This window comes from Brucella grignonensis, from assembly GCF_002252505.1.
In the GTDB taxonomy this organism is placed as follows: Bacteria; Pseudomonadota; Alphaproteobacteria; order Rhizobiales; family Rhizobiaceae; genus Brucella; species Brucella grignonensis.
In genome coordinates this window covers 46241-67821 of record NZ_NNRL01000148.1, presented here as the reverse complement: position 1 = coordinate 67821, position 21581 = coordinate 46241, and the positions used below count along the sequence as shown (strand labels likewise).

Here is a 21581-nt window from a genome sequence, read left to right as displayed (position 1 = left end):
CGCAAAGCCGCTTCGCACTTTTGCTGGAAATGCTCTAATACAGTCCGGGTGCATGTCTGAGACAATCGACAAAGGCGAGGTCGTCGCCGCACGCAATATCCGCGTGCAGTTCGGTGCGGTAAAGGCACTGGATGGTGCTGAACTCGTGATTCATGAAGGCGAATGCGTGGGACTTGTCGGCCATAATGGCGCGGGAAAATCCACCATCGTCAATGTCATCAATGGCGGCCTTACCCCGCATGAAGGCAGCCTCTCCTATCACGGTGAGGCAGGCCATGGCGTGGCGACCGCCCGTAAGCACGGCATTCGCTGTGTCTTTCAGGAGCTGTCGCTCTTCCCCAATCTGACAATTGCCGAAAATGTCCGCATCATGCAGCGCGACCTTACGGGCGCGAACTGGCGCGGCAAGGCTGTTGATCTCATTGCAAAAAAGCTCAGTGAGATTTTCCCCGACCACAAGATCGATTGCTCGGCCACCGTCGACGAGCTGTCCATTGCCGAACGGCAGATGGTCGAGATCGCCATCAACTTCACCGCACCAGGCACGCCGCCAAAGCTGGTTATTCTCGATGAACCGACCTCTTCGCTTGATGCGGGCATTGCTGCACAGCTAATGGCCTATGTCCGTCGCTTTGTCGGCACAGGTGGTTCGGTGATCCTTATTTCGCATATGCTTGGCGAAATCCTCTCAACATCCGACCGCATTGTCGTGATGAAGGACGGCAAGGTTGTCGCCAATCGCACAGCAGGCGATTTCACAAACCGCAGCCTTGTCGAAGCCATGGGCAGTGTCGAACGTGAAAAAGCGACACGCCGCGCGGCACAAGCCGACACGACTGGCAAAGCCGTTCTCTCTGCGAAAAAGCGTGCCAATGACATCAAGCCGTTTCAGGCTTTCAAAGGCGAGGTTATCGGGTTTGCTGGTCTTGCCGGGCATGGCCAGACAAAGATGCTGCTCGATCTTTATTCTGCCCGTCGCCCAAACTGGTTGCCCGCACGCAATTGCGAAATCGCCTTCGTGGCGGGTGATCGCAGCCTTAACGGTACATTTCCGCTTTGGAGCATCCTGCACAATCTCACCATTGGTTCGCTGGATCGCCTCTCATCATTGAAGCTTGTCGATCAGACGCGCGAAGATCAGCTCGGCGCGCAATGGAAAGACAAAATCCAGATCCGCACACCGGATATGGGCAATCGCATTCTTTCGCTTTCCGGCGGCAATCAGCAGAAAGTGCTTTTTGCCCGCGCACTTGCCACCACTGCCGATGCCATTCTGATGGATGACCCCATGCGCGGCGTGGATGTCGGCACCAAGCAAGAAGTCTATGAAATACTGCGCCATGAAGCAGAAAATGGCCGTACCTTTGTCTGGTATTCCACCGAAATGGACGAGATCGAATTGTGCGATCGCGTCTATGTCTTCCGCGACGGTGCAATCGTGACAGAACTCGTCGGCGACGAAATCACGGAAAAAAACGTGCTTGCTGCATCCTTTGAGGGAGGACACGAATAATGCGTCTCTCCACTTCATCTCTCCGCCTGCTGACGCCGGTTTTCTCGCTCGCTTTGCTGCTGGCCGCTGTTTTCTACATGCAGCCGCGTGCCATGAGCTATACCGGCCTCAACCTGTTGTTCAATCTGGCAGTGCCGATAGCACTCGCAACAATCGCGCAGATGCTCATCATGGCGGTCAATGATCTTGATCTCTCGATGGGAACCTTTGTAAGTTTCGTGGTCTGTGTAGCTGCAACCTATCTCAACACGGCTCCCGTCATCGGTGTTCTGATCCTTGCCGCAGCCATTGCAGCCTATGCGGCACTCGGTGCCATCATCCATCTGCGCAATCTGCCGTCCATTGTCGTAACACTTGGTATGAGTTTTGTCTGGGGTGGACTGGCCGTTCTGCTCTTGCCATCTCCCGGCGGTCAAGCGCCTGACTGGGCACGCTGGATCATGACCACCAAGCCGCCATTTGTGCCGATGGCGATTGTCGCAAGCATTCTGATTGCCATTGTCACGCATTTCATCGTCATGCGCACAACCTTCGGTGTGCTGATGCGTGGCGCAGGCGGCAATGCCCGCTCCATTGAGCGTACCGGCTGGTCGATCACCGCAATCCGCGCCGGCACCTATGCACTTGCGGCTTTTTTTGCGGTACTTGCCGGTATCGCACTTGTGGGGCTGACCACCTCGGCAGATGCCAATATTGCGCTGCGCTATACGTTGCTCTCCATTGCAGGTGTCATTCTGGGTGGTGGCGAATTCGTAGGCGGTCGTATCTCTCCCGTTGGCGCAGTCATCGGCGCGCTGACACTCACCCTTGCGGGCTCTTTCCTTTCTTTCATGCGTATTTCACCCGACTGGCAGATTGGTGCTCAGGGTGGAATTCTCATCGTCGTGCTGGCGCTTCGCCTCTTCCTTAATCGCCTCGACCGCAAGGGGAAAAAGCAATGAGCGCTGTCTCCGTTCTCACAAGCCGTCCATGGATTTGGTCGTTCATCGCAACCATTGCCGTCTGGATCATCACCGTATTGTTTACGGGCGGCGCAGGCGCTGCAGGACTTTCTCACGCGGCCTTCACCTTCGCATCCTTCTCGGTGATTGTCGGCCTCGGGCAGATGTTTGTCATCACGCTCGGCCCCGGCAATATTGATCTGTCGGTTCCTGCAACCATGACGTTGGCTGCAACATTGGCCCTCAAGCTGATGGATTCGCAGGACAGTATGGTGCTGGCAGGACTCGCTGTCGCACTCCTGATCGGCCTTTGCATTGGTATCTGCAACTATGCGCTGATCAAGCTGCTGCGTATCCCGCCCATCATTGCGACCCTGTCGATGAGCTTTCTGATCCAGTCGACAGCCATCTGGAGTAATCGCGGCCTGCGGGTGAAGCCGCCTGAAGTTCTGGCACAGTTCACCACCTCGTCTGTTTTTGGCATTCCGAATGTTGCCATCGTGGCGTTGCTCTTGTCAGTCTTAGGCTGGGTGCTTCTTAAGAAAAGCATTTATGGTCGCTGGATCTCAGCCATCGGGCAAAACCCGTTTGCCGCACGTATGGCAGGTGTCCCGGTCGATGGAACACGCTTCGTCACTTATCTGCTCTGTGCGGTTCTGGCTTCGCTCTGTGGCTTCCTGCTTGCCTGTTTCTCAGGTGGCGCGGCACTCAATATGGGCGCCGAGTATCTTCTGATGTCGATAGCAGTCGTCATCATCGGTGGTACAGCGGTCGCGGGCGGCGATTCCAACATCCCCGGTATTTGGGGTGCCGCACTCTTCATGTTCCTCATAGTCTCAATGCTCAACACCTATGGTTTCGGTGCCGGTGTGCGTCTGGTCCTGACGGGCCTCACCATCATTGCGGTGATCTTCTTGGCCAGCAGTCGCAGACCCGAGCGTTAAACAGCATCCCCGGAGTAATTTTCTTGTCTCAAAATCATTCGATTTACGAAATTCACGACGAACGCTTCAAGCAGATGATCGTATCGAGCGCCGATCTCGATGAACTTTACAGCGATTGCCGCTGGGCCGAAGGCCCGGTCTGGTTTGGCGATCTAAACTGCCTGCTTTGGAGCGACATTCCAAACCAGCGTATTTTACGCTGGGTGCCGGAAGGCGGCGTTTCTGTTTTCCGCCAGCCCTCCAATTTTGCCAATGGCAATACGCGTGACCGCGAAGGACGGCTTATCTCCTGTGAACATGGCGGACGCCGGGTCACGCGCACCGAACTCGACGGCAGCATCACAGTGCTTGCGGACAACTATCAGGGCAAGAAGCTCAACGCACCCAATGACGTCGTTGTGCGTTCTGACGGCACCATTTGGTTTACCGATCCGACCTACGGCATTTTGGCAGATTATGAAGGCTATAAAGCCGATCCCGAACAGCCAACGCGCAATGTCTATCGATTAGATCCGAAAAGCGGTGAGCTTACTGCCGTCATCACAGACTTTGTACAGCCAAACGGCCTCGCCTTTTCACCAGATGAAACCAAGCTTTTTGTTGCCGACAGCGCCTATAGCCACGACGAAAAAGCACCGCGTCATATCCGCGTTTTCGACGTTGTTGACAGCGGCAAGCGCGTAACCGGTGGCGAGATTTTCTGCACCATCGATAGTGGTCTGCCCGATGGTTTCCGTTTTGACACGAATGGCAATCTGTGGACGAGCGCTGGCGATGGCGTGCATTGTTTCTCACCGGAAGGCCAACTGCTCGGCAAGATCAAGACGCCGCAAACGGTGGCAAATGTGACCTTTGGGGGCCCTCGCCGTAATCGTCTGTTCATCACTGCAACCAAATCACTCTATGCGGTTTATCTCGCGGTTACCGGTGCACAGCATCCCTGAATAAAGTACGGCGACCATCCGAAAAGGATGGTCGCCGTTAATTAAAGCTTACACTAATTATTTGAAAAATTACATTCGCCACATACCCGCTTTTGGTTCTGCCCCCGCAAGACAGGCATGCCAATATCTATACCTTGTTCAAATCTGAACCATCATCGCTCCACAAAATCGACCATGGAAATCGATTTAGGTTCACACATCTGGAACCCGAAATTGCGATGCACCCGCAATATGGTTACACCGATCACTTCGGTGACACGACCTCGACCTTTTACAATCGAGAGAGCACTTTTCCAAATGCGACATGTGCCCATATAAACAAACCGTCAATGAAATGGAAACAGTTTGTCAACAAAAACACTCACAACGACGTGATAAACCTAAGAAAAAGATGAAGCTTTTCACGAAATTAGTAGAAAACAATCATTATATATATTAGAAATTACTTTATAGAATGCCTATTTATTTCTATCTGAATTGATAAATATTACCAAAATCGAATAAATTACCTCCGTGTCTCTATGCCGATTGCTTAAGTTCTAGCGCCGCATAACCCGGCACGCGGTAGCGAATATGACATCCATGCACACCATGATATTCGACATCCACCTCAACACCGAAGACACGGCGAATACATTCGGCGCGTAAAACCTCGCGCGGTGTCCCTAATTCTACAATCCGTCCCTTGTTCATTATGGCGATGCGGTCGCAGAACATGGCCGCATGGTTCAAGTCATGCAGCGCGGCAACGACGGTCAATTTCTGACGCCTGACAAGATCGAGCAATCCGATTTGATGACCGATATCGAGATGATTTGTCGGCTCGTCCAGAAGCAATATCTGCGGGTCTTGCGCTAAAGCACGGGCAATATGCACGCGCTGACGCTCTCCACCTGAAAGCGTTTGCCAGTAACGATCTGCCAGATGTGCCATATCGACGTTATGCAAGGCGCGATCAACAACGGCATCGTCTTGTTCTGACCAAGGAGAGAAAGCGCCAAGATATGGCGTGCGCCCCAACTCCACTGCCTGCCGGGCCGTGATCCGATCTGTTGTACCTGCCTGTTGTTCAACAAGTGCCAGCTTGCGCGCAATCTCACGCCGGTTGAACTTCTGGATCGACTTGCCGCAAAGTTTTACTTCTCCCGAACGGCTGCGTCGTACACCCGAAAGCAGAGACAGAAAACTTGTTTTGCCTGAGCCATTTGGCCCGATGATGCCGAGGAATTCTCCCTCTTTCACATCAAGCGAAACATTACGCAGGATTTCAACGCCTCCTGCCGACCAGCAAACATTGCGTGTAGAAAGCATCATGGTTGCCCCCTTCTCTGTCCAAGCAGCAGCGCAAATGCTGGGGCACCGACCAATGCCGTGATGACTCCGATAGGCAAAACCTGACCGGGAATAATAATGCGAGACACAATATCGGCCAGGATCATGAAGATTGCACCGATAAGTGCTGCCGCTGGCAACAACCTGCCGTGACGTACACCGACCAGCATGCGCGCAGCATGAGGAATGACCAGACCAATGAAGCCGATGGAACCAACAATCGAAACCATCACGGCCGTCATCATGGCGCTGACACCAATCAGAACGGCATAGACGCGTCGCACTGGAATACCAAGCGAAGCGGCAGACTCCGAACCGAAGGTGAAAGCATCTAACGCACGCGCATGCCAAAGACAGATAAGAAGCCCCACCACGCAGGCGGGCAAGGCGAGCGCAACATCCGGCCAACGTACGCCTGAAAGATTGCCAAGAAGCCAGAACATGATGCCACGAGCCTGCTCGGCATTTGCAGCCTTCGTGACAATGAGAGATGTGAGCGCGTTAAAAAGCTGCGAACCGGCAATACCGGCCAGAATGATCGCACTGTTGCCGCGCCCTGCTCGCAGCGCAAGCAGCGAAACGAGAACGAACGCGACAATAGCACCGATAAATGCTCCCACTGACAGTGAGAGCACACCGGCACCGATACCCAGAATGGCAACACCGACAGCCCCGGTAGAAGCCCCCGCAGAAATACCGAGTATATAGGGATCAGCCAACGAGTTGCGGAGAAGCGATTGCAGAACTACGCCCGACAAGGCCAGCGCCGCACCACAGCAAGCCGCGATAACAGCCCGACTCAACCGATAGCTCCACACAATGCCCTCATCAATCGGCGCAATAGGATAACCGGCATTCCAGACGCGATTGGCAATTGTTTTCGCTACCACGTCCAGAGGTATGGCAGTTTCACCAATGGCAGCGCCCAGCCACAAAGCAACGAAAAGCACGACAAGAGCCAGCGCGCCCAGGAGTACACGGGAACTCACCGCGCTTTTCAATGCAATGCCTGCTGCGACTGCCCCTGACTTCACTTGTTCAGATCCGACGCTGCAATATCGGCAGCAAGCGTTTCAATGCCCTCGATCACTCTCAACGACGTGCTCATCGATTGCGCGTCGATATCGAAAACATATCCGCCTTCAACAGCAGGCATCAGTTTCGTCACTGGATCAGCTTTGAGAAACTGATGTTTGACCGCAATATCATCTGCAGGATAGCGACGACGATCCAGCTTCGCTGCAACAATCATCGACGGGCCCGCCTTGGCGATTGTTTCCCAACCCACAGCTGGCCATTCTTCTTCACTCTCAATCACATTCCTGATGCCAAGGGCAGAAAGGATATAGGCAGGAGCGCCGAACTTACCGGCAACATAAGGATCAGCATCAACTTGTGTGCTGGAAAACCACGCAACAGCCGAAAACTTGCCATCTGAGGAGCCGATCTTTTGGCGGGCAGCATCTTCGCGTGCCTTGAGTTCTGCGATCAGCTTTTCACCACGATCCTGCACATTGAAGATCTGAGCCAGTTCGCCAATCTCCTGATAGACGATATTCATCGTGAATGGCGCTGTGCGGACACCATCACCGCCCCCAGAATTATCCTTGCCAACGCAATCGGAAGGCGATGTGTAGGCAGGAATACCCAATTCTTCGAATTGTTCCGGCTTTGCGACAATGCCCATTGGCCCAACGTGCCACTGGAAATCCGCCGTAACAATGTCTGGCTTTTGCGTAAGTACGCTTTCAAAACTCGGATCGTTATCAGCCAGGCGCTTCACCTTGGCATTCACCTCCTCAAAGCCTTTGAGGACCGGGCCGAACCAAACAGCCGTACCCACAACCTTGTCGCCGAGGCCAAGGCTGTAGAGGATCTCAGTGCTGCTCTGACCGACGGCGACTGCCCGCTCCGGCGCATGTTTGAAGGTTACATCGCGACCGCAGTTTTTCAGCGTCAGCGGATATTGGGTTTCTGCTGCCTGCGCCGCGAAACCGGTTGCGAAAAGAGCGACTGCGCCCAGCAGTGCGCCAAACCGCACTTGGCCTGAAAATTTCATTTAAATCCCCGAAATGACATGAGAAAAAGCCGCATCAAACGGCGGAAACGATCCGGCGCTTAAAGAGAACGGACATATCCGGGGATATGAATGACAATAAGAGATGACGTCTTGCGACGTTGAAAGCTGTCATAACCAACTCCTGCTCCGGGCATCCCCGCCCGTGACAATGGACTACGTTAGACGGCAGGTCTCCTGGCTCACGGATATTCGCTGTTCATCTGCCTTCCCGAGCTGCCTGAAACAAACTCAGTGACATGACGCTTTTGAGGCATCACAAGGATGAACGGCAATCCGCTTACAGTTGCGGGGGCAGCCACGGTCTTGGTCCCTTTTGGGTCGTCCTCACCGTGTTCCCTATTAATCCCCTTCACTCTCGGTCGGGGAACCGTCGTAACTGTGTTACATCGCACCTTCAAACACGTCAAGCGATGCCAAAGGCTCATTCGGCTATATAAAAGCACCATTTAAGACTTTTTTCTAATACGACCTTACAAGTAAAACTAGCGGCATTGCTTGCTGGTATATTGCATTTCCCTGTTGTAGTCTCCAGACTAAGAGTCTCTGTTTGGGAAGCAGAGTTTTTTGAGGAGGACTGTCGAAAAGACAGCAGTACAATGCACGCAAAGTGCATTATGGGAGGACTTATGCGTAAATGGATTCTAGCCATTTCGTCTGTGGCAGCGCTTGTAGTAACAGGTGCGGCTTCGGCTGAAGATTATAAAGTACTGGCACCAGCAGCACCCGGTGGCGGCTGGGATCAGACGGCGCGCACCATGCAGAGCGTGCTTCAGGATGAAAAAATTTCCGGCAATGTTCAGGTTATCAATGTTCCGGGCGCAGGTGGCACTATTGGTCTCGCGCAGTTCGTCAATCAAAATAAAGGCGATCCGAGTCAGCTTATTGTCGGCGGCTATGTTATGGTCGGCGCAATCCTGACCAACAATTCGCCGGTAAATCTTGATGCGATTACCCCGATTGCTCGCCTCACCGGCGAATATGAAGCCATCGTCGTTCCTGCATCATCCGACATTCAAAATCTTGGCGATCTCGTCACCAAACTAAAAGCCGACCCAGGTTCTGTCTCGTGGGGCGGCGGCTCTGCTGGCGGCACGGATCACATCACCGCTGGACTTTTCGCCAAAGCCATCGGCGTTGACCCGACCAAAGTCAATTACATTGCCTTTTCCGGTGGCGGCGAGGCACTTGCAGCGATCCTTGGCAATCAGGTGACTGTGGGTATTTCCGGCTACGGTGAGTTTGATCCGCAGATCAAGGCTGGTACGCTTCGCATCATCGGTATTTCCAGTGACGAGCGCATCGAAGGCATCAATGCTCCGACGTTCAAGGAAAGCGGCGTTGATGTTTCGATCCAGAACTGGCGCATGATCGGTGCTGCTCCCGATATCACAGCGGAACAAGTAGCCGCCATCAATGCCGATATTGAAAAGATGGTGAAATCGGAATCCTGGCAGAAGGCACTTAAGGATAAAGGCTGGGCTGACACCTATCTGGCAGGTGACGCGTTCAAGGAACAGCTTGTCAAAGATGTCGCGTCCACTGGAACTATCCTCAAGGAAATCGGCCTCGTCAAATGACAGGTTCTGAACAGCAGGAAGAGCGCCGTTCCATCGGAACGGCGCCGGATTTCGCAGCTCTTGTGATCGCCTTCATTCTGGGGGCGGTCGCTATCGCCATTACCTGGTCAACGGCCTATGGCAACAACGTTCTTTCCTATTCGCCCGTTGGGCCAAAAACTGTACCCTACATCATCGCAGCCGGACTGTTCATCCTGTCTATATGGACGGTAATCAGTGCTTTTAAAGGCGATTTTCCAGAGCGCGAGCATCAGGAGATTGCTCCAATGGCCTGGATCGTTGGCGGCCTGATCATCCAAATGCTGACAATGAAAACTTTGGGCTTTTCCATTGCAACCGGGCTGCTTTTTGCGGCAACGGCGCGCGGATTTGGTTATCGCAAACTCTGGATCAGCGTCCCTGTCGGCATCGTCTTTGCATTCGTCATCTGGTTCATTTTTGCGCGCGGCTTGCAGCTTTCGCTGCCGTCAGGCTGGCTTGAGCATCTGATTTAGAGCGAGTTAACAATGGATACTGTCACTCTTCTCGCCAACGGACTCTTGGTGGCGCTTGAACCGTCGAACCTTATTTATGCGCTGATTGGCGTCACACTTGGTACGGCTGTTGGCGTGCTTCCGGGCATAGGCCCGGCACTCACTGTGGCATTGCTTCTACCTGTTACCTATAAGCTCGATCCTGCCGGTTCACTGATCATGTTCGCGGGCATCTATTACGGTGGGATGTATGGCGGTTCAACCACGTCAATCCTGCTCAACACGCCCGGAGAAAGTGCTTCCATCGTCACGGCTCTGGAGGGCAACAAAATGGCAAGAGCTGGGCGTGGCGGGCCAGCACTGGCAACTGCAGCAATCGGCTCCTTTATTGCAGGACTTATCGCCACTCTGGCACTCGCATTCGTTGCTCCATGGGTGGTGAAGTTTGCGCTCTCCTTCGGTCCATCCGAGTATTTTGCGTTGATGCTACTCGCTTTCATGACGGTCTCGGCAGCATTTGGCGATTCCACATTGCGTGGCCTCACCTCGCTCTTCATCGGCCTGACGCTCGGCCTTATCGGCATTGACCAGCTGACCGGACAGGCACGTCTTGTCATGGGCACGCCGAACTTTCTTGACGGTATCAATGTCACCACGCTTGCAGTGGCGCTGTTTGCTATTGGTGAGACATTGGCCGTGGTTTCCAAGAAATTGAGCCCTGACGATGAAGTCATTGCCATCAAAGGCTCTGTCTGGATGACCAGGAACGACTGGAAACGCTCGTGGATGCCATGGTTGCGGGGAACGGCAATAGGCTTTCCAATCGGCGCCATGCCAGCAGGCGGCGCTGATGTGTCGAGCTTCCTTTCCTATTCGGCGGAACGACAATTCTCCAAACATCCGGAAGAGTTCGGTAAAGGTGCTATTGAAGGTGTTGCAGGGCCGGAAGCGGCGAATAATGCATCAGCGGCTGGCACGCTTGTTCCACTGCTGACCCTCGGCCTGCCAACGACAGCGACGGCGGCAATCATGCTTGCTGGCTTTCAGCAATTCGGGTTGCAGCCGGGACCACTGCTCTTTGTAACCAATGCCCCGATGGTTTGGGGGCTTGTCGCAAGTCTTCTGGTCGCCAATCTGATGTTGCTGGTTCTGAACCTGCCACTTATCGGACTCTGGGTGAAGATGCTCACCATCCCGCGCCACTGGCTCTATGCGGGCATTCTGGTCTTCGCCACACTCGGCACAATCGGGGCCAATGCATCAACATCGATACTGTTCGGCCTTCCGGTATCGTTCGAGCTCGGCCTGCTTCTGGCGTTCGGCCTGCTCGGTTATGTGCTGCGCCGCTTTTCCTATCCAATCGCTCCGGTTGTTGTAGGACTGATCCTCGGACCGATGGCAGAGAAAAGTCTCCGTCAAGCACTGCAGATCAGTCAGGGAAATCCGATGACGCTGGTAAACTCATGGGTATCAGTGACATTGATCGCACTGGCAATAGCTGCGGTGGTCGTGCCCATGATTATGCGTCAACGTGGCAAGGGCGAATTGCTCAAGCAGATGGCAACCGACGAAGACTAAAAAGCAAAAAGCCCCGGGGAAACCGGGGCTTTACCTCAATAAGCAATTATTAGCTTAGTCATGAATTTTACGGAACTGAGCCACATCGATGCCGAGCGTCTCAAGGTCTTTTGCCATCGGTTGATGACCGACACGCAGGGCAGCAGACGCGCGGACGGCACTGCCGAATTGCGCAAAAGCACGACCGAAACGGTTATTAAAACGGGCAAACATTTTCATCTCCATCGCGGACATTCCATTGGTCCGCTCCCTAAAAATGGTGCTGTTCAACCCCAGTTTGAACAGCAGACTTTGCATGCCAGCCGTGCGCTATATGCATGTGCTGATATACTTCCCTATTGATCGGGATCAATGAGACTTCGTCGAACAACTGCCAACCTGCTTCCTATCAAAGGAAGGAGAACAACATGTCCAACACACCACACACTCTCGGTGAGGAGTTTCCGGGTAAACTTGTGACTATTCATGCGCTGAAGGCAGCCGATCCGCGTTTTGCCCGCATCCTTGAAGAGTACGATTCAGTAAATGACCGTATTCACCGCGCGGAAACCAAAATCGCACCTGTCAGCCAGGAAGAGGAAACGAACTTGCGCAAACAAAGGCTCGCGCTGAAGGACACAATCGAACAGGCTCTGTCTCCGCTTTGAGCCGTTTCTTATAAGCAAAGTGTCCAACACGGCTCGCTCTTGTCCGAAGGAACTTTTTGCTCCAGTTTGCCAACAAGGATCAACATGGCGACGGAAATGACTGTCGCCATGATTGCAATATGCCAAAGCCTGAAGCCGCTGGCTGCAGCAAACCACATGTCCACACCGGTTGCGATCGCCTCAACCGGGTGTGACGGGTAAAAGCAGTTTCGAAGAGAAAGGAATTGTTCTCTCGAAACGTGAAGCCACCGCCAGAAATCCCATTTCGCGCCTTTGTCATTTTTAAGAGCAAGCACCTGAGGGGATTTGCAAATTGATAAGCAGCTTTTGATGCGTGTGGCGCAAAATGTGGCACAAAAATAAGACTTTGCACGATATGTGCTTTGTGCAAATCTCTTTTGCGCATAAATATCAATCACTTAGGGAAAATTAGATGGTACGGACGGGTGGATTCGAACCACCGACCTCAGGAGCCACAATCCTGCGCTCTAACCAACTGAGCTACGACCGCGTACCTAAATCTCAACGAACTCGCTTGTGGTGTCCGTCGATAGGGGGTCACATACGGAGAATCGATCCACATTGCAAGTGATTACAATGATCTTTTTTGAAGAAATCCACGTTTGTTAGCCAAAGCGACCCAATCGTTAAAATTGGATGGGTTTTGATTACCATGTTTTATGCATGCCTGTGCACAAAGCTGGATAATGCCGCGACACATAAAATTGCCGCACCCTCATTAACTAATGGAACAGAAAATGAGGTCCATATCGAATGGGAATATGGACCCGAACCCGCAAGAAGCTTATTAACAGGTCGTTAATGGGCATCTTGGGTGGTTGGAAGAACAGGTAAAGGACCGGTATGTCAGGATCATACCCCTTCATCGACATTGCCGCGCTGGATCATATCCGCGAAGGCTTTGCCAAGGGCGATGCACAGCTCGTGCTGACGCGCGACCTTTCGACCGTTCTGTGGATCAATGGCCCAGGTGCCAAATTGTTCGGTTATGAACGGATCGAAGACGTCATCGGTGAAGAACTCGATCTGCCAGTTGCAACCCGCCGCCAGATCATGAGTTCGAGCAACGAAGCCGACATCGCACCGCGCATTGTTGCAGTGCGTCTTGGTGCTGGCATGCGTTCAGAACTCACTCGCCTTCAAGTTTCCCAGCTCACAATGCCTGACGGGATCGAAGCTCTGCTGCTCGCTGTCGAGAAACAGAACACAGCCCCTGATGTCATTATTTCCGGCCTCGGAGATAACGCGACGCATGTCGCGCTGATCGATACTCAGGCAAAGGTCGTCGCATCGAGTTCACGCTTCGCAGCCCTCGATATTTCTGCATCAACACTTGAAGATCTTATCGTTGAAGTCCGAGATGCTGGCGACCGTATCGTGAAACGCCGCATTCGTGCAGGTAAGAGTTCCGTTCCGGGCGCAATTGCACGGCTTACCGACAACCCGGCCATGCATCTTATCTGCATTGTCGAAGAAGCAGTCACTACACCTCAAAAGGCCGATGACGCGGAAGCAACAGCTGCGACAGATAACGACGCAGTTATGCATGAGGATGAGATTGCGGCAAAGGAAATCAAGCCGAAAAGCTTTGTCTTTGATCGCAACGGCCCACCTGCCCGCTTCATCTGGAAAACCGACGCGGCTGGATCGTTTACTGAAGTTTCACCGGAACTTGGCGGCATCATCGGCCCAAACGCGGCTGATGTCATTGGCAGACGCTTTGCGGAAGTCGCCAATGTTTTTGCCTTCGATACGGATGGCAGCATCGGCTCGCTTCTGGAGAAGCGCGACACCTGGTCTGGCAAAAAGCTGCTCTGGCCTGTGGAGGGCACCAATCTTCGTGTACCGGTTGAGCTTGCCGCCCTGCCGGTATATTCGCGTGATCGTGAATTCATCGGCTTCCGCGGGTTCGGCCTCGTGCGTCCTGAAGATGCGGAAGAAGACCCCGAGACAATCGGCCTTGTGCTCGCTGGCGGCATTCCGCCGAAACGCGAAACAGCCCCCTCAACAAAGGAAATGTCGAGCACCGATGGCGACGACGATGTTCTGGCGCTTTCTGAAGAAGTAGCCAATGATGATCGTCCAAATATACAGCATCAGACCAAAGCAGCACCGATGCTGCCTTTCGAACTGACGCCCAACCCAGGCCGTCGCGAGTCAGACAAGGTCATTGAGCTTTTGAATACCGCGGCGCGTGAAAAGGTGGAAGCGGATCGGGCAAAGCAGTTCAAGGCCAAAGAACAGGGCAGAGAACAGCGTCCCGAAGGCGGGTTGACCGCGACCGAACGCAATGCATTTCGGGAGATTGCGGACCGCCTGCGTAAGCAAGGACTGGCCACTTCTCGTCAGGACGGCGATGCATCTCTCGAAAAGCCAGCAGAAAAAATTGAACAGCCGCAACCCGCAGCAGAGCGCAACGCGCCCGTTGCAATCATATCTGAAAATTTGCCTGCGGCGGAAGATAAGCCAGACCAGAAACATCGTGTCGATGAGACGGCACTTCTCGCCAATCTTCCTATTCCGGTCATCATCCATTCGGGTGATGAGATTCATTATGTCAATCAGGCACTTCTCGACCTTACAGGTTATGAAACGCTCACAGACATACATGATGCGGGTGGCGTCGATGCATTATTCAACAGTGACAGTGATGAGAGCAACAATCCTCAAGGTATGGTGCTGCGTCGGGCAGACGGCAGCGAAGAACCTGTAGACGCACATCTGAACGCCATTGGCTGGCAAAACGGTCGTGCGCTTATGCTGAGTCTCATGCCCGCTGCTCCCGCTTCCATTGAGGTTGTGGCTTCTGAAAAAGCCGAGATCGCAGACGAAGAGCATACTGAAAAGCAGGCGCTTAAAGCACAGGTTGAAGAACTCAAGATCATTCTCGACACTGCCACAGATGGCGTTGTACTGATTGATCCGGAAGGCCGCATTCGCTCAATGAATCATTCGGCCGCCGCTCTTTTCGGTTATGACCGAACCGATACCGAAGGCAAATTCTTCTCGATGCTGTTTGCAATCGAGAGCCAGCGCGCAGCAATGGATTATCTGCACGGGCTATCCGAAAATGGTGTCCTCAGCGTCTTAAACGACGGCAGAGAAGTGATCGGTCGCGAAGCTCAGGGTGGGTTCATCCCCCTCTTCATGACCATGGGCAAGCTTCCGCACACGAGCGGTTTCTGCGCCGTATTGCGCGACATCACGCAATGGAAGCGTACAGAAGAAGAGCTGACGAATGCGCGCAAGGAAGCCGAGCGCGCATCCAACCAGAAGACTGACTTCCTGGCCCGTATCAGCCACGAGATTCGTACGCCACTTAACGCGATCATCGGTTTTTCCGAATTGATGGCCGACGAGAAGTTCGGCTCAATCGGCAATGATCGCTACCGCGATTATCTGCGCGACATCAACCGTTCTGGTAATCATGTGCTGGCGCTGGTCAATGACTTGCTCGATATTTCCAAAATCGAAGCCGGTGCACTCGATATGCAATTTGAAGCGGTTTCGCTCAATGATGCCATCGGCGAAGCCATTGCTCTGATGCAGCCACAGGCAAACCGAGAACGTGTGATTATCCGTTCAAGCTTCCAGTCGAACCTGCCTGACATCGTCGCCGATGCACGTTCGATCAAACAGGTAGCTCTCAACCTGCTATCCAATGCGGTTCGCTTCACTGCGACCGGCGGACAGGTGATCGTCTCGACCAATTATGAACTGAACGGCGATGTCGTCATGCGCGTGCGAGATACGGGCGTAGGTATGACAAAGGCCGAAGTTGAACAGGCACTGAAGCCCTTCCGTCAGGTCAATGCCATGCAGCGCAGGCAAACAGAAAGCGCAAAAGACTGGCGTAATGAAGGTACAGGCTTAGGCCTGCCGCTTACAAAAGCGATGGTCGAAGCGAACCGTGCTCAGTTTGCGATAGATTCGACGCCCGGACGCGGCACCGTGGTGGAAATCATCTTCCCGCCGACCCGTGTTCTCGCGGATTAATAAATTTTAGCCCTCCCATGGAGGGCTTTTTTATACTTCTGCATAATTTTGGCCGTCAGAACGATATTTGTGCACCCGATAGGACACACGGCGCTCTAATCAAAAAAAAACGCCGGTAAAAACCAGCGTTGGAGAATATCAGAGACAAAGAGACACAAGAGCAATTGCGAATGAGGCCTGATGGCAGCTCGATCATTACCCAGTGTTGCACTTTTTATGACGCATAGCCGGTTAATCGTCTGTTAAAATCAACGTTTGGAATTTATACATTGGAAACTCCTGTAAAATCGGGGTTAATTTCCTGAAAGCAATTGTTTAACCATATGTCAGAATCAGCGTGGATGGCTTTGCTTTGCCACAGTGCTGGTTTAGATTACAGAACATGTCTCACTGATAGGATGGTTGATGCGCTGGCCCAGATTTACGCGCCTTATTGTTGCGATCATCATTCTTAGCGCGGCAGCCGTGGCAACGCTGCTGGCCATTATACCCTTTATTGTCTCTACAGATTCAATCCGTATTCGAGTGGCGCAGGAAATCAGTGCGTGGACCGGCTATAGTGTCGAGCTGCGTGAAGCGCCACGTCTGCGCGTGTTCCCAGTTTTGCGTGCCTCGCTTGAAGGCGTGACACTCAGCAAGCTTTCCGGGCAAGGTGCCAAGCCATTTATGAGCGCCAACCGGATAGAGGTCGAACTATCGCCCCTTGATGCACTGATGGGCCGTTTGTCATTCTCAGAAACACAGATTGTGAGACCGCATTTCAACATCGGCGGTCCAGTCGATAACTTCTCCGGCCTGCTTGATGCGATTGCAAATTCCAACGGACGTCTTGGTACAGCGATCCGCGCTCAACGTGCATTGCAGCAGAATGGAGAGAACGACAAAACACTTGCTACACAGCAAGCTTCACAGCCTTTCGGCCGCGTTGTAATCCGGGATGGTACGGTCTCATTCAATCGTCCAGATTCCGACGAAGAACCGAAGGAAGATCAACAGATTACCAAACTGAACGCTACTCTGGAATGGCCCCGCACTTCGAGCGCGGCAACACTCCGTGGCAGCGCGCTATGGCGCGGGGAAAACACCCAGTTCAACGTGACTGCATCGCAGGCTTTGCCACTCCTTGCCGGCGGTACGTCTGATGTTACGGCGAGTTTCACGTCCACCCCGGTCAACATTACTTTTGATGGTAAGGCCAACATCTCCAACGATCGCTTCTTCGAAGGCGCGCTGAGTGCAAAAACCCCTTCCCTGAGCAATGCGGTTCGCTGGCTTGGACTGCCTCCTGTCGCGGGTAGCACGGAAGTTGGCGTCTTCTCGCTCGATTCGACGATCACCTCCACACCTCGTCGATTGAAATTCGACAATGTAGAAATGACTACAGATGAGAGCCCGGCTAAAGGTGTCATTGAAATCGGATTTGAGCAAGATCCGCCTGCTGTAACCGGCACGCTTGCATTTGATAAGCTTGATCTGCGCCGACTATTTTCCATCTTCGTGCCGTTGCCTGACAACCGGCCTCGTTCGCCGAATGAGCGCGATCAAAGCGGGCAAGACAATATCGATACAAGCTTTATTGATCGCGCTGAACTTGACCTGCGCCTTTCAGCCCAAACTGCCACTGCTGGTCCCATATCTATGACCGGCGTAGCGGCGGCTGTGCAGATCAGAGGTGGCCGCGCGATGTTTGACATTGGCGATGCCAAGGCTTTCAACGGAATCCTTCAAGCCAATCTGCAGATCGTTCGCGACCTCAAAACCGCTACCGGCGAACTCCGTTTCAATGCGTCTGATATTGATAGTTCTCAGCTCTTCGCCGCACTCGGCTTCGACAAACCGTTCGTCAATGGCAAAGGCAATGTCTCACTGTTCATGAAAGGCCCGGCAAATCGTTGGTCTGCTCTGTTGACCGGCGCGCAAGGCAATGTTTCTGTGCAACTCAACAACGGTCAGATGCAAGGCTTCTCGGTACAGGATTTTTTGACCAAGGCTCAGAGTCAGGGTTTCTTCGCCCTTGAACGGCAGGAGAATGTTTCGCTTGCCTTCAATCGTCTTGACCTTAAGGCTAATCTTTCGGACGGCGTAGCGACACTCGAAAATGCCCGCCTTGGAACGACCGACGGCACACTTAATCTTGCTGGTATTGTTCCGTTTGTTGATCGCAGTCTGGCACTTAGCGGCGAAGTGATCTTCCCTGAAAGCCAACCGCAGCAACAGCAAGAAAACACCGACGGCCAACAGGTCGGCGCGACGCCCACCAAGCCACCGTTGCATTTCTTTGTCGGCGGCTCATGGGATAGGCCATTTATCTCCCCATCATCGACAGGAAGTGCAACGGGGCAGTAAACCGCCCCATTACGCTGAAGAGTTATCCCAGCCTGAATGCAGCTTGCTCATCGCGGCGGCGCTGCACTTCGCGGCGTTTGTTAACAACCGAAGCGATGATAACACCCGTTGTCACCAGAGCGATCAGGATCGTACAGACCGCATTGATTTCAGGCGTAACCCCAAGGCGAACCTGGCTGTAGATTTTCATCGGCAGCGTGGTTGCACCCGGTCCGGACGTGAAGCTTGCAATCACCAGATCATCGAGCGAGAGCGTGAAGGCCAGCATCCAGCCAGAAACCACTGCAGGCAGGATCACCGGCAGGGTGATCTTCATGAAGGTCGTGACCGGCGGCGCACCCAAGTCCATCGCCGCCTCTTCCAGCGAGCGATCAAAGCTCACCAGACGCGACTGCACGACAACCGCCACGAAACACATCGAAAAGGTGATGTGTGCGAGAGTCACCGTCCAGAAACCACGGTCGAAATTCATCGCCACGAAGAGCAGAAGCAGGGACAGACCCGTGATGACATCCGGCATAACCAGCGGCGCATAGACCATGCCTGAAAACAAAATGCGCCCACGAAAGCGCGTATAGCGTGTCAGCGCAAGTGCTGCGAGCGTGCCCAGAACCGTCGCAATCGTTGCAGACAGAAGGCCGACGCGGATTGTCACCCAAGCCGCATCCATCAGAGCCTGATTGCGAAATAGCTCGACATACCACTTGGTAGAAAACCCCGCCCAGACGGTGACCAGTCGGGATTCGTTGAACGAATAAATCACCAGCAGAACAATCGGCAGGTAAAGAAAGGCAAAGCCGAGCGCGACCGATGCGATGTTAAAACGGGACCAGTTGTTCTGCATCTTATTTCCCCTTCTCCTGCTGGCGCGCCTGCGCCTGCTGGAAAATCACAATCGGCACGATTAACAGAAGCAGCAGAACCACGGCCACCGCCGAAGAAACCGGCCAGTCGCGATTGGAGAAGAACTCACTCCAGATTGTTTTGCCGATCATCAACGTCTGCGATCCACCAAGAAGATCAGGGATCACGAACTCACCAACAGCCGGGATGAACACAAGGAAACAGCCCGCCACGACGCCTGCAAGCGACAACGGGAAGGTGATCTTCCAGAAAGCAGAAAACGGTGTGCAGCCCAGATCCTGTGCCGCTTCGATCAGCGAATAGTCCATCTTTTCGAGTGACGAATAAATCGGCAGGATCATGAACGGCAGATAGGAATAGACGATACCGATAAAGACGGCTGTATCCGTGTTCAGAATGTTAAGCGGCGTATCGATGATATTGAGCCACATCAGGAACTGGTTAAGCAGACCTTCAGGCTTGAGGATGCCGATCCATGCATAAACGCGGATAAGGAACGAGGTCCAGAACGGCAGGATGACCAGCATCAACAATGTCGGGCGAAGGCTTTGCGGCGCGCGCGCCATGCCATAGGCCATCGGATAGGCGACCAGCAGCGTCAGGAACGTTGAGATTGCTGCAATCCGCACACTGGAAAGATACGCCATATAATAAAGCGGATCGTCCATCAGCCAGAGATAATTGTCGATGGAAAGCTGCTTTACGCGCTCCCATGCAAGGCCGAAGCCCTGCGTCAGATCAATGACAGGCTGATAAGGCGGAATCGCCATCGTGACTTCAGACAGCGAAATCTTGAAGACGATGAAAAACGGCACCAGAAAGAAGATCAACAGCCACAGATAAGGCACTGCGATCACGAGGCGACTGGTAATGGAAGCGATCAGCTTTTGCATGTGCCTCCCCTCCTCAGGCTGTCAGCACCAGACCGGCATCGGTATCAAACGAAACCCATACGCGCTCATCATAGGTCAGCGGATTTTCCGTTTTACGCACAGCATTCAGGCTTGCGGCCTTGATGGTGCGGCCATTGTCGAGACGGACGTGGAAAACCGTCATATCGCCAAAATAGGCAATATCCCAAAGCTCTCCTTCAACGGCGTTGACAGATGTTTCTTCGGGCTTTCCGCGCGTGATGCGTGTCTTTTCAGGACGCACCGCATACCAGACCTTCTGGCCGGGGCTGAGCTGCTCGCGGGTTTCGGTCTGAATGTGGAAGCCGAATTTCTCAGTGGCGATTTCTGCTTCACCGTTCGCGGCCTTGACCACTTCACCTTCGATGATGTTCACATTACCGATGAAGTCGGCCACGAACTTGGAGCCCGGCGCTTCATAAACTTCGGCAGGCGTTGCCACCTGCATGATGCGGCCCTTGTCCATCACGGCGATACGATCGGACATGGTCATGGCTTCTTCCTGATCGTGGGTGACGACCATGAAGGTAAGGCCAAGCTTGACCTGCAAATCCATCAGCTCGAACTGGGTTTCTTCACGCAATTTCTTATCGAGCGCGCCAAGCGGCTCATCAAGCAGCAGCACTTTCGGACGTTTGGCAACGGCACGGGCCAATGCTACACGCTGGCGCTGACCGCCCGAAAGCTGATGCGGCTTGCGCTTGCCATATTGCTCGAGCTTTACGAGCTTCAGCATTTCTGCAACGCGCGCATCGATTTCCGATTTCGCCATGCCGTCCTGCTTGAGACCGAAAGCAATGTTGTTTTCAACCGTCATATGCGGAAACAGCGCATAGGACTGGAACATCATGTTTACCGGGCGCTTATAGGGCGGGATGCCACGCATGTCCTGCCCGTCAAGCGTGATGCGGCCCGAAGTTGGCTCTTCAAAACCTGCCAACATGCGCATCAATGTGGTCTTGCCACAGCCTGACGCCCCCAGCAGCGCAAAGAACTCGCGATTAAAGACATTGAGGGACAGATTATCAACAGCGGTAAAATCGCCGAAAATCTTGGTCACATTTTCAAAGGAAATATAAGGCTTCGCCGCCGGATCATTCCAGGGTGCGAATTTGCGGCGAAAGCTGCCAAAAGATTCCATTCCGTTCCCCAATCGACTTACCAGGAACCCAATCCACAGACCGCGGCCTGCCACTAAAAGACTCTATCAAGACGTAGAGCGCCGGGCGCTTCAAAAAGCGCCTAAAGGACGCTCGGTCAATTTAAGTTCTCTGCATAATTCTATCTTAAACAGAATTATGCAGGAGAGCGGCCCTCCTGCATAAACAGTGAGCCGCTCTAACTATTTGTCTGCGAGCATCTCCGGATGCAAAACCCGAATACAGATCTTGCCGGAGTTACTCATGCCAAGCCG

18 protein-coding genes, 1 tRNA gene and 1 riboswitch are annotated in these 21581 nt (G+C 53.3%); of the genes, 10 read left to right on the top strand and 9 right to left on the bottom strand.

Features of this window, described 5'->3' with window-relative positions; translation table 11 throughout:
• Positions 1-52: 52 nt before the first annotated feature.
• From CEV33_RS03430 to CEV33_RS03415, 4 genes are all read left to right on the top strand, one after another.
• Entirely contained in the window at positions 53-1513 is a 1461-nt protein-coding gene (locus tag CEV33_RS03430) for an ATP-binding cassette domain-containing protein (RefSeq protein ID WP_094539059.1), read from the top strand.
• Positions 1513-2454 carry an ABC transporter permease gene (locus CEV33_RS03425; protein ID WP_094539058.1) on the top strand — a complete coding sequence of 314 codons (942 nt, stop codon included), beginning with the start codon at positions 1513-1515 and terminating at the stop codon, positions 2452-2454. Before CEV33_RS03430 ends, CEV33_RS03425 begins: the two co-directional genes overlap by 1 nt.
• Positions 2451-3398, top strand: coding sequence for an ABC transporter permease (locus tag CEV33_RS03420; protein WP_094539057.1), 948 nt, complete (start codon positions 2451-2453; stop codon positions 3396-3398). Before CEV33_RS03425 ends, CEV33_RS03420 begins: the two co-directional genes overlap by 4 nt.
• A gap of 74 nt (positions 3399-3472) precedes the next feature.
• Positions 3473-4342 (top strand): SMP-30/gluconolactonase/LRE family protein, encoded by an 870-nt coding sequence (locus CEV33_RS03415; RefSeq protein WP_094539237.1) that lies wholly within the window; start codon positions 3473-3475, stop codon positions 4340-4342.
• 519 nt (positions 4343-4861) lie between these two features.
• Here the strand turns inward: CEV33_RS03415 and CEV33_RS03410 are convergent.
• Genes CEV33_RS03410 through CEV33_RS03400 form a run of 3 tightly spaced genes read right to left on the bottom strand, consistent with a single transcriptional unit; the run spans position 4862 to position 7733 of the window.
• Positions 4862-5656: an ABC transporter ATP-binding protein gene (locus CEV33_RS03410; protein ID WP_094539056.1), complete on the bottom strand. Its 795-nt coding sequence runs from the start codon at positions 5654-5656 to the stop codon at positions 4862-4864.
• On the bottom strand, positions 5653-6681 hold the full coding sequence (locus tag CEV33_RS03405; RefSeq protein ID WP_094539236.1) for a FecCD family ABC transporter permease: 1029 nt from the start codon (positions 6679-6681) through the stop codon (positions 5653-5655). Before CEV33_RS03405 ends, CEV33_RS03410 begins: the two co-directional genes overlap by 4 nt.
• A 23-nt stretch (positions 6682-6704) precedes the next feature.
• The gene (locus CEV33_RS03400; RefSeq protein WP_094539055.1) at positions 6705-7733 is read right to left on the bottom strand and encodes an ABC transporter substrate-binding protein; all 1029 of its coding nucleotides are present in this window, start codon (positions 7731-7733) and stop codon (positions 6705-6707) included.
• A 168-nt stretch (positions 7734-7901) separates the two neighbouring features.
• Positions 7902-8141, bottom strand: a riboswitch (cobalamin riboswitch).
• 239 nt (positions 8142-8380) lie between these two features.
• Here CEV33_RS03400 and CEV33_RS03395 point away from each other — a divergent pair.
• Genes CEV33_RS03395 through CEV33_RS03385 form a run of 3 tightly spaced genes read left to right on the top strand, consistent with a single transcriptional unit; the run spans position 8381 to position 11382 of the window.
• Positions 8381-9331, top strand: coding sequence for a Bug family tripartite tricarboxylate transporter substrate binding protein (locus CEV33_RS03395; RefSeq protein WP_094539054.1), 951 nt, complete (start codon positions 8381-8383; stop codon positions 9329-9331).
• Complete coding sequence (locus CEV33_RS03390; protein WP_094539053.1) at positions 9328-9825, top strand: tripartite tricarboxylate transporter TctB family protein; 498 nt, start codon at positions 9328-9330, stop codon at positions 9823-9825. The genes CEV33_RS03395 and CEV33_RS03390 overlap by 4 nt, the downstream gene beginning before the upstream one ends.
• 12 nt (positions 9826-9837) lie before the next feature.
• Complete coding sequence (locus CEV33_RS03385) at positions 9838-11382, top strand: tripartite tricarboxylate transporter permease (protein WP_094539052.1); 1545 nt, start codon at positions 9838-9840, stop codon at positions 11380-11382.
• Between the two features lie 54 nt (positions 11383-11436).
• On the opposite strand, the gene CEV33_RS03380 is transcribed toward CEV33_RS03385, so the two are convergent.
• Positions 11437-11679, bottom strand: coding sequence for a hypothetical protein (locus CEV33_RS03380; RefSeq protein ID WP_141211560.1), 243 nt, complete (start codon positions 11677-11679; stop codon positions 11437-11439).
• 110 nt (positions 11680-11789) lie between these two features.
• Between CEV33_RS03380 and CEV33_RS03375 the strand changes: the two genes are divergently transcribed.
• The gene (locus tag CEV33_RS03375) at positions 11790-12029 is read left to right on the top strand and encodes a YdcH family protein (RefSeq protein ID WP_094539050.1); all 240 of its coding nucleotides are present in this window, start codon (positions 11790-11792) and stop codon (positions 12027-12029) included.
• An 8-nt stretch (positions 12030-12037) separates the two neighbouring features.
• On the opposite strand, the gene CEV33_RS03370 is transcribed toward CEV33_RS03375, so the two are convergent.
• Together CEV33_RS03370 and CEV33_RS03365 are read right to left on the bottom strand one after the other, a co-directional pair.
• Complete coding sequence (locus CEV33_RS03370; protein ID WP_141211559.1) at positions 12038-12448, bottom strand: hypothetical protein; 411 nt, start codon at positions 12446-12448, stop codon at positions 12038-12040.
• Positions 12449-12463: 15 nt separating this feature from the next.
• Positions 12464-12540 (bottom strand) — tRNA-His (locus CEV33_RS03365).
• A 353-nt stretch (positions 12541-12893) separates the two neighbouring features.
• Here CEV33_RS03365 and pdhS point away from each other — a divergent pair.
• Positions 12894-16046 carry a cell-division control histidine kinase PdhS gene (gene pdhS, locus CEV33_RS03360; protein ID WP_094539048.1) on the top strand — a complete coding sequence of 1051 codons (3153 nt, stop codon included), beginning with the start codon at positions 12894-12896 and terminating at the stop codon, positions 16044-16046.
• Between the two features lie 405 nt (positions 16047-16451).
• Positions 16452-18392, top strand: a complete 1941-nt coding sequence (locus CEV33_RS03355) for an AsmA family protein (protein WP_094539047.1) — start codon at positions 16452-16454, stop codon at positions 18390-18392.
• Between the two features lie 22 nt (positions 18393-18414).
• On the opposite strand, the gene CEV33_RS03350 is transcribed toward CEV33_RS03355, so the two are convergent.
• From CEV33_RS03350 to CEV33_RS03340, 3 genes are read right to left on the bottom strand one after another with little or no spacing between them, the layout of a single operon-like run.
• Positions 18415-19236: an ABC transporter permease gene (locus CEV33_RS03350; RefSeq protein WP_094539046.1), complete on the bottom strand. Its 822-nt coding sequence runs from the start codon at positions 19234-19236 to the stop codon at positions 18415-18417.
• A 1-nt stretch (position 19237) separates the two neighbouring features.
• Entirely contained in the window at positions 19238-20149 is a 912-nt protein-coding gene (locus CEV33_RS03345) for an ABC transporter permease subunit (protein ID WP_094539045.1), read from the bottom strand.
• A 13-nt stretch (positions 20150-20162) separates the two neighbouring features.
• Entirely contained in the window at positions 20163-21308 is a 1146-nt protein-coding gene (locus CEV33_RS03340) for an ABC transporter ATP-binding protein (RefSeq protein WP_094539044.1), read from the bottom strand.
• Between the last annotated feature and the right edge of the window lie 273 nt (positions 21309-21581).

Bases quoted from the DNA above. Each gene is read 5' to 3' on its own strand.
- CEV33_RS03375 (WP_094539050.1), top strand. From the start codon at position 11,790: ATGTCCAACACACCACACACTCTCGGTGAGGAGTTTCCGGGTAAACTT.
- CEV33_RS03350 (WP_094539046.1), bottom strand. From the start codon at position 19,236: ATGCAGAACAACTGGTCCCGTTTTAACATCGCATCGGTCGCGCTCGGC.
- CEV33_RS03355 (WP_094539047.1), top strand. From the start codon at position 16,452: ATGCGCTGGCCCAGATTTACGCGCCTTATTGTTGCGATCATCATTCTT.
- CEV33_RS03415 (WP_094539237.1), top strand. From the start codon at position 3,473: ATGATCGTATCGAGCGCCGATCTCGATGAACTTTACAGCGATTGCCGC.
- CEV33_RS03345 (WP_094539045.1), bottom strand. From the start codon at position 20,149: ATGCAAAAGCTGATCGCTTCCATTACCAGTCGCCTCGTGATCGCAGTG.
- CEV33_RS03385 (WP_094539052.1), top strand. From the start codon at position 9,838: ATGGATACTGTCACTCTTCTCGCCAACGGACTCTTGGTGGCGCTTGAA.
- CEV33_RS03430 (WP_094539059.1), top strand. From the start codon at position 53: ATGTCTGAGACAATCGACAAAGGCGAGGTCGTCGCCGCACGCAATATC.
- CEV33_RS03425 (WP_094539058.1), top strand. From the start codon at position 1,513: ATGCGTCTCTCCACTTCATCTCTCCGCCTGCTGACGCCGGTTTTCTCG.
- CEV33_RS03410 (WP_094539056.1), bottom strand. From the start codon at position 5,656: ATGATGCTTTCTACACGCAATGTTTGCTGGTCGGCAGGAGGCGTTGAA.
- CEV33_RS03340 (WP_094539044.1), bottom strand. From the start codon at position 21,308: ATGGAATCTTTTGGCAGCTTTCGCCGCAAATTCGCACCCTGGAATGAT.
- CEV33_RS03420 (WP_094539057.1), top strand. From the start codon at position 2,451: ATGAGCGCTGTCTCCGTTCTCACAAGCCGTCCATGGATTTGGTCGTTC.
- pdhS (WP_094539048.1), top strand. From the start codon at position 12,894: ATGTCAGGATCATACCCCTTCATCGACATTGCCGCGCTGGATCATATC.
- CEV33_RS03380 (WP_141211560.1), bottom strand. From the start codon at position 11,679: ATGCAAAGTCTGCTGTTCAAACTGGGGTTGAACAGCACCATTTTTAGG.
- CEV33_RS03400 (WP_094539055.1), bottom strand. From the start codon at position 7,733: ATGAAATTTTCAGGCCAAGTGCGGTTTGGCGCACTGCTGGGCGCAGTC.
- CEV33_RS03395 (WP_094539054.1), top strand. From the start codon at position 8,381: ATGCGTAAATGGATTCTAGCCATTTCGTCTGTGGCAGCGCTTGTAGTA.
- CEV33_RS03390 (WP_094539053.1), top strand. From the start codon at position 9,328: ATGACAGGTTCTGAACAGCAGGAAGAGCGCCGTTCCATCGGAACGGCG.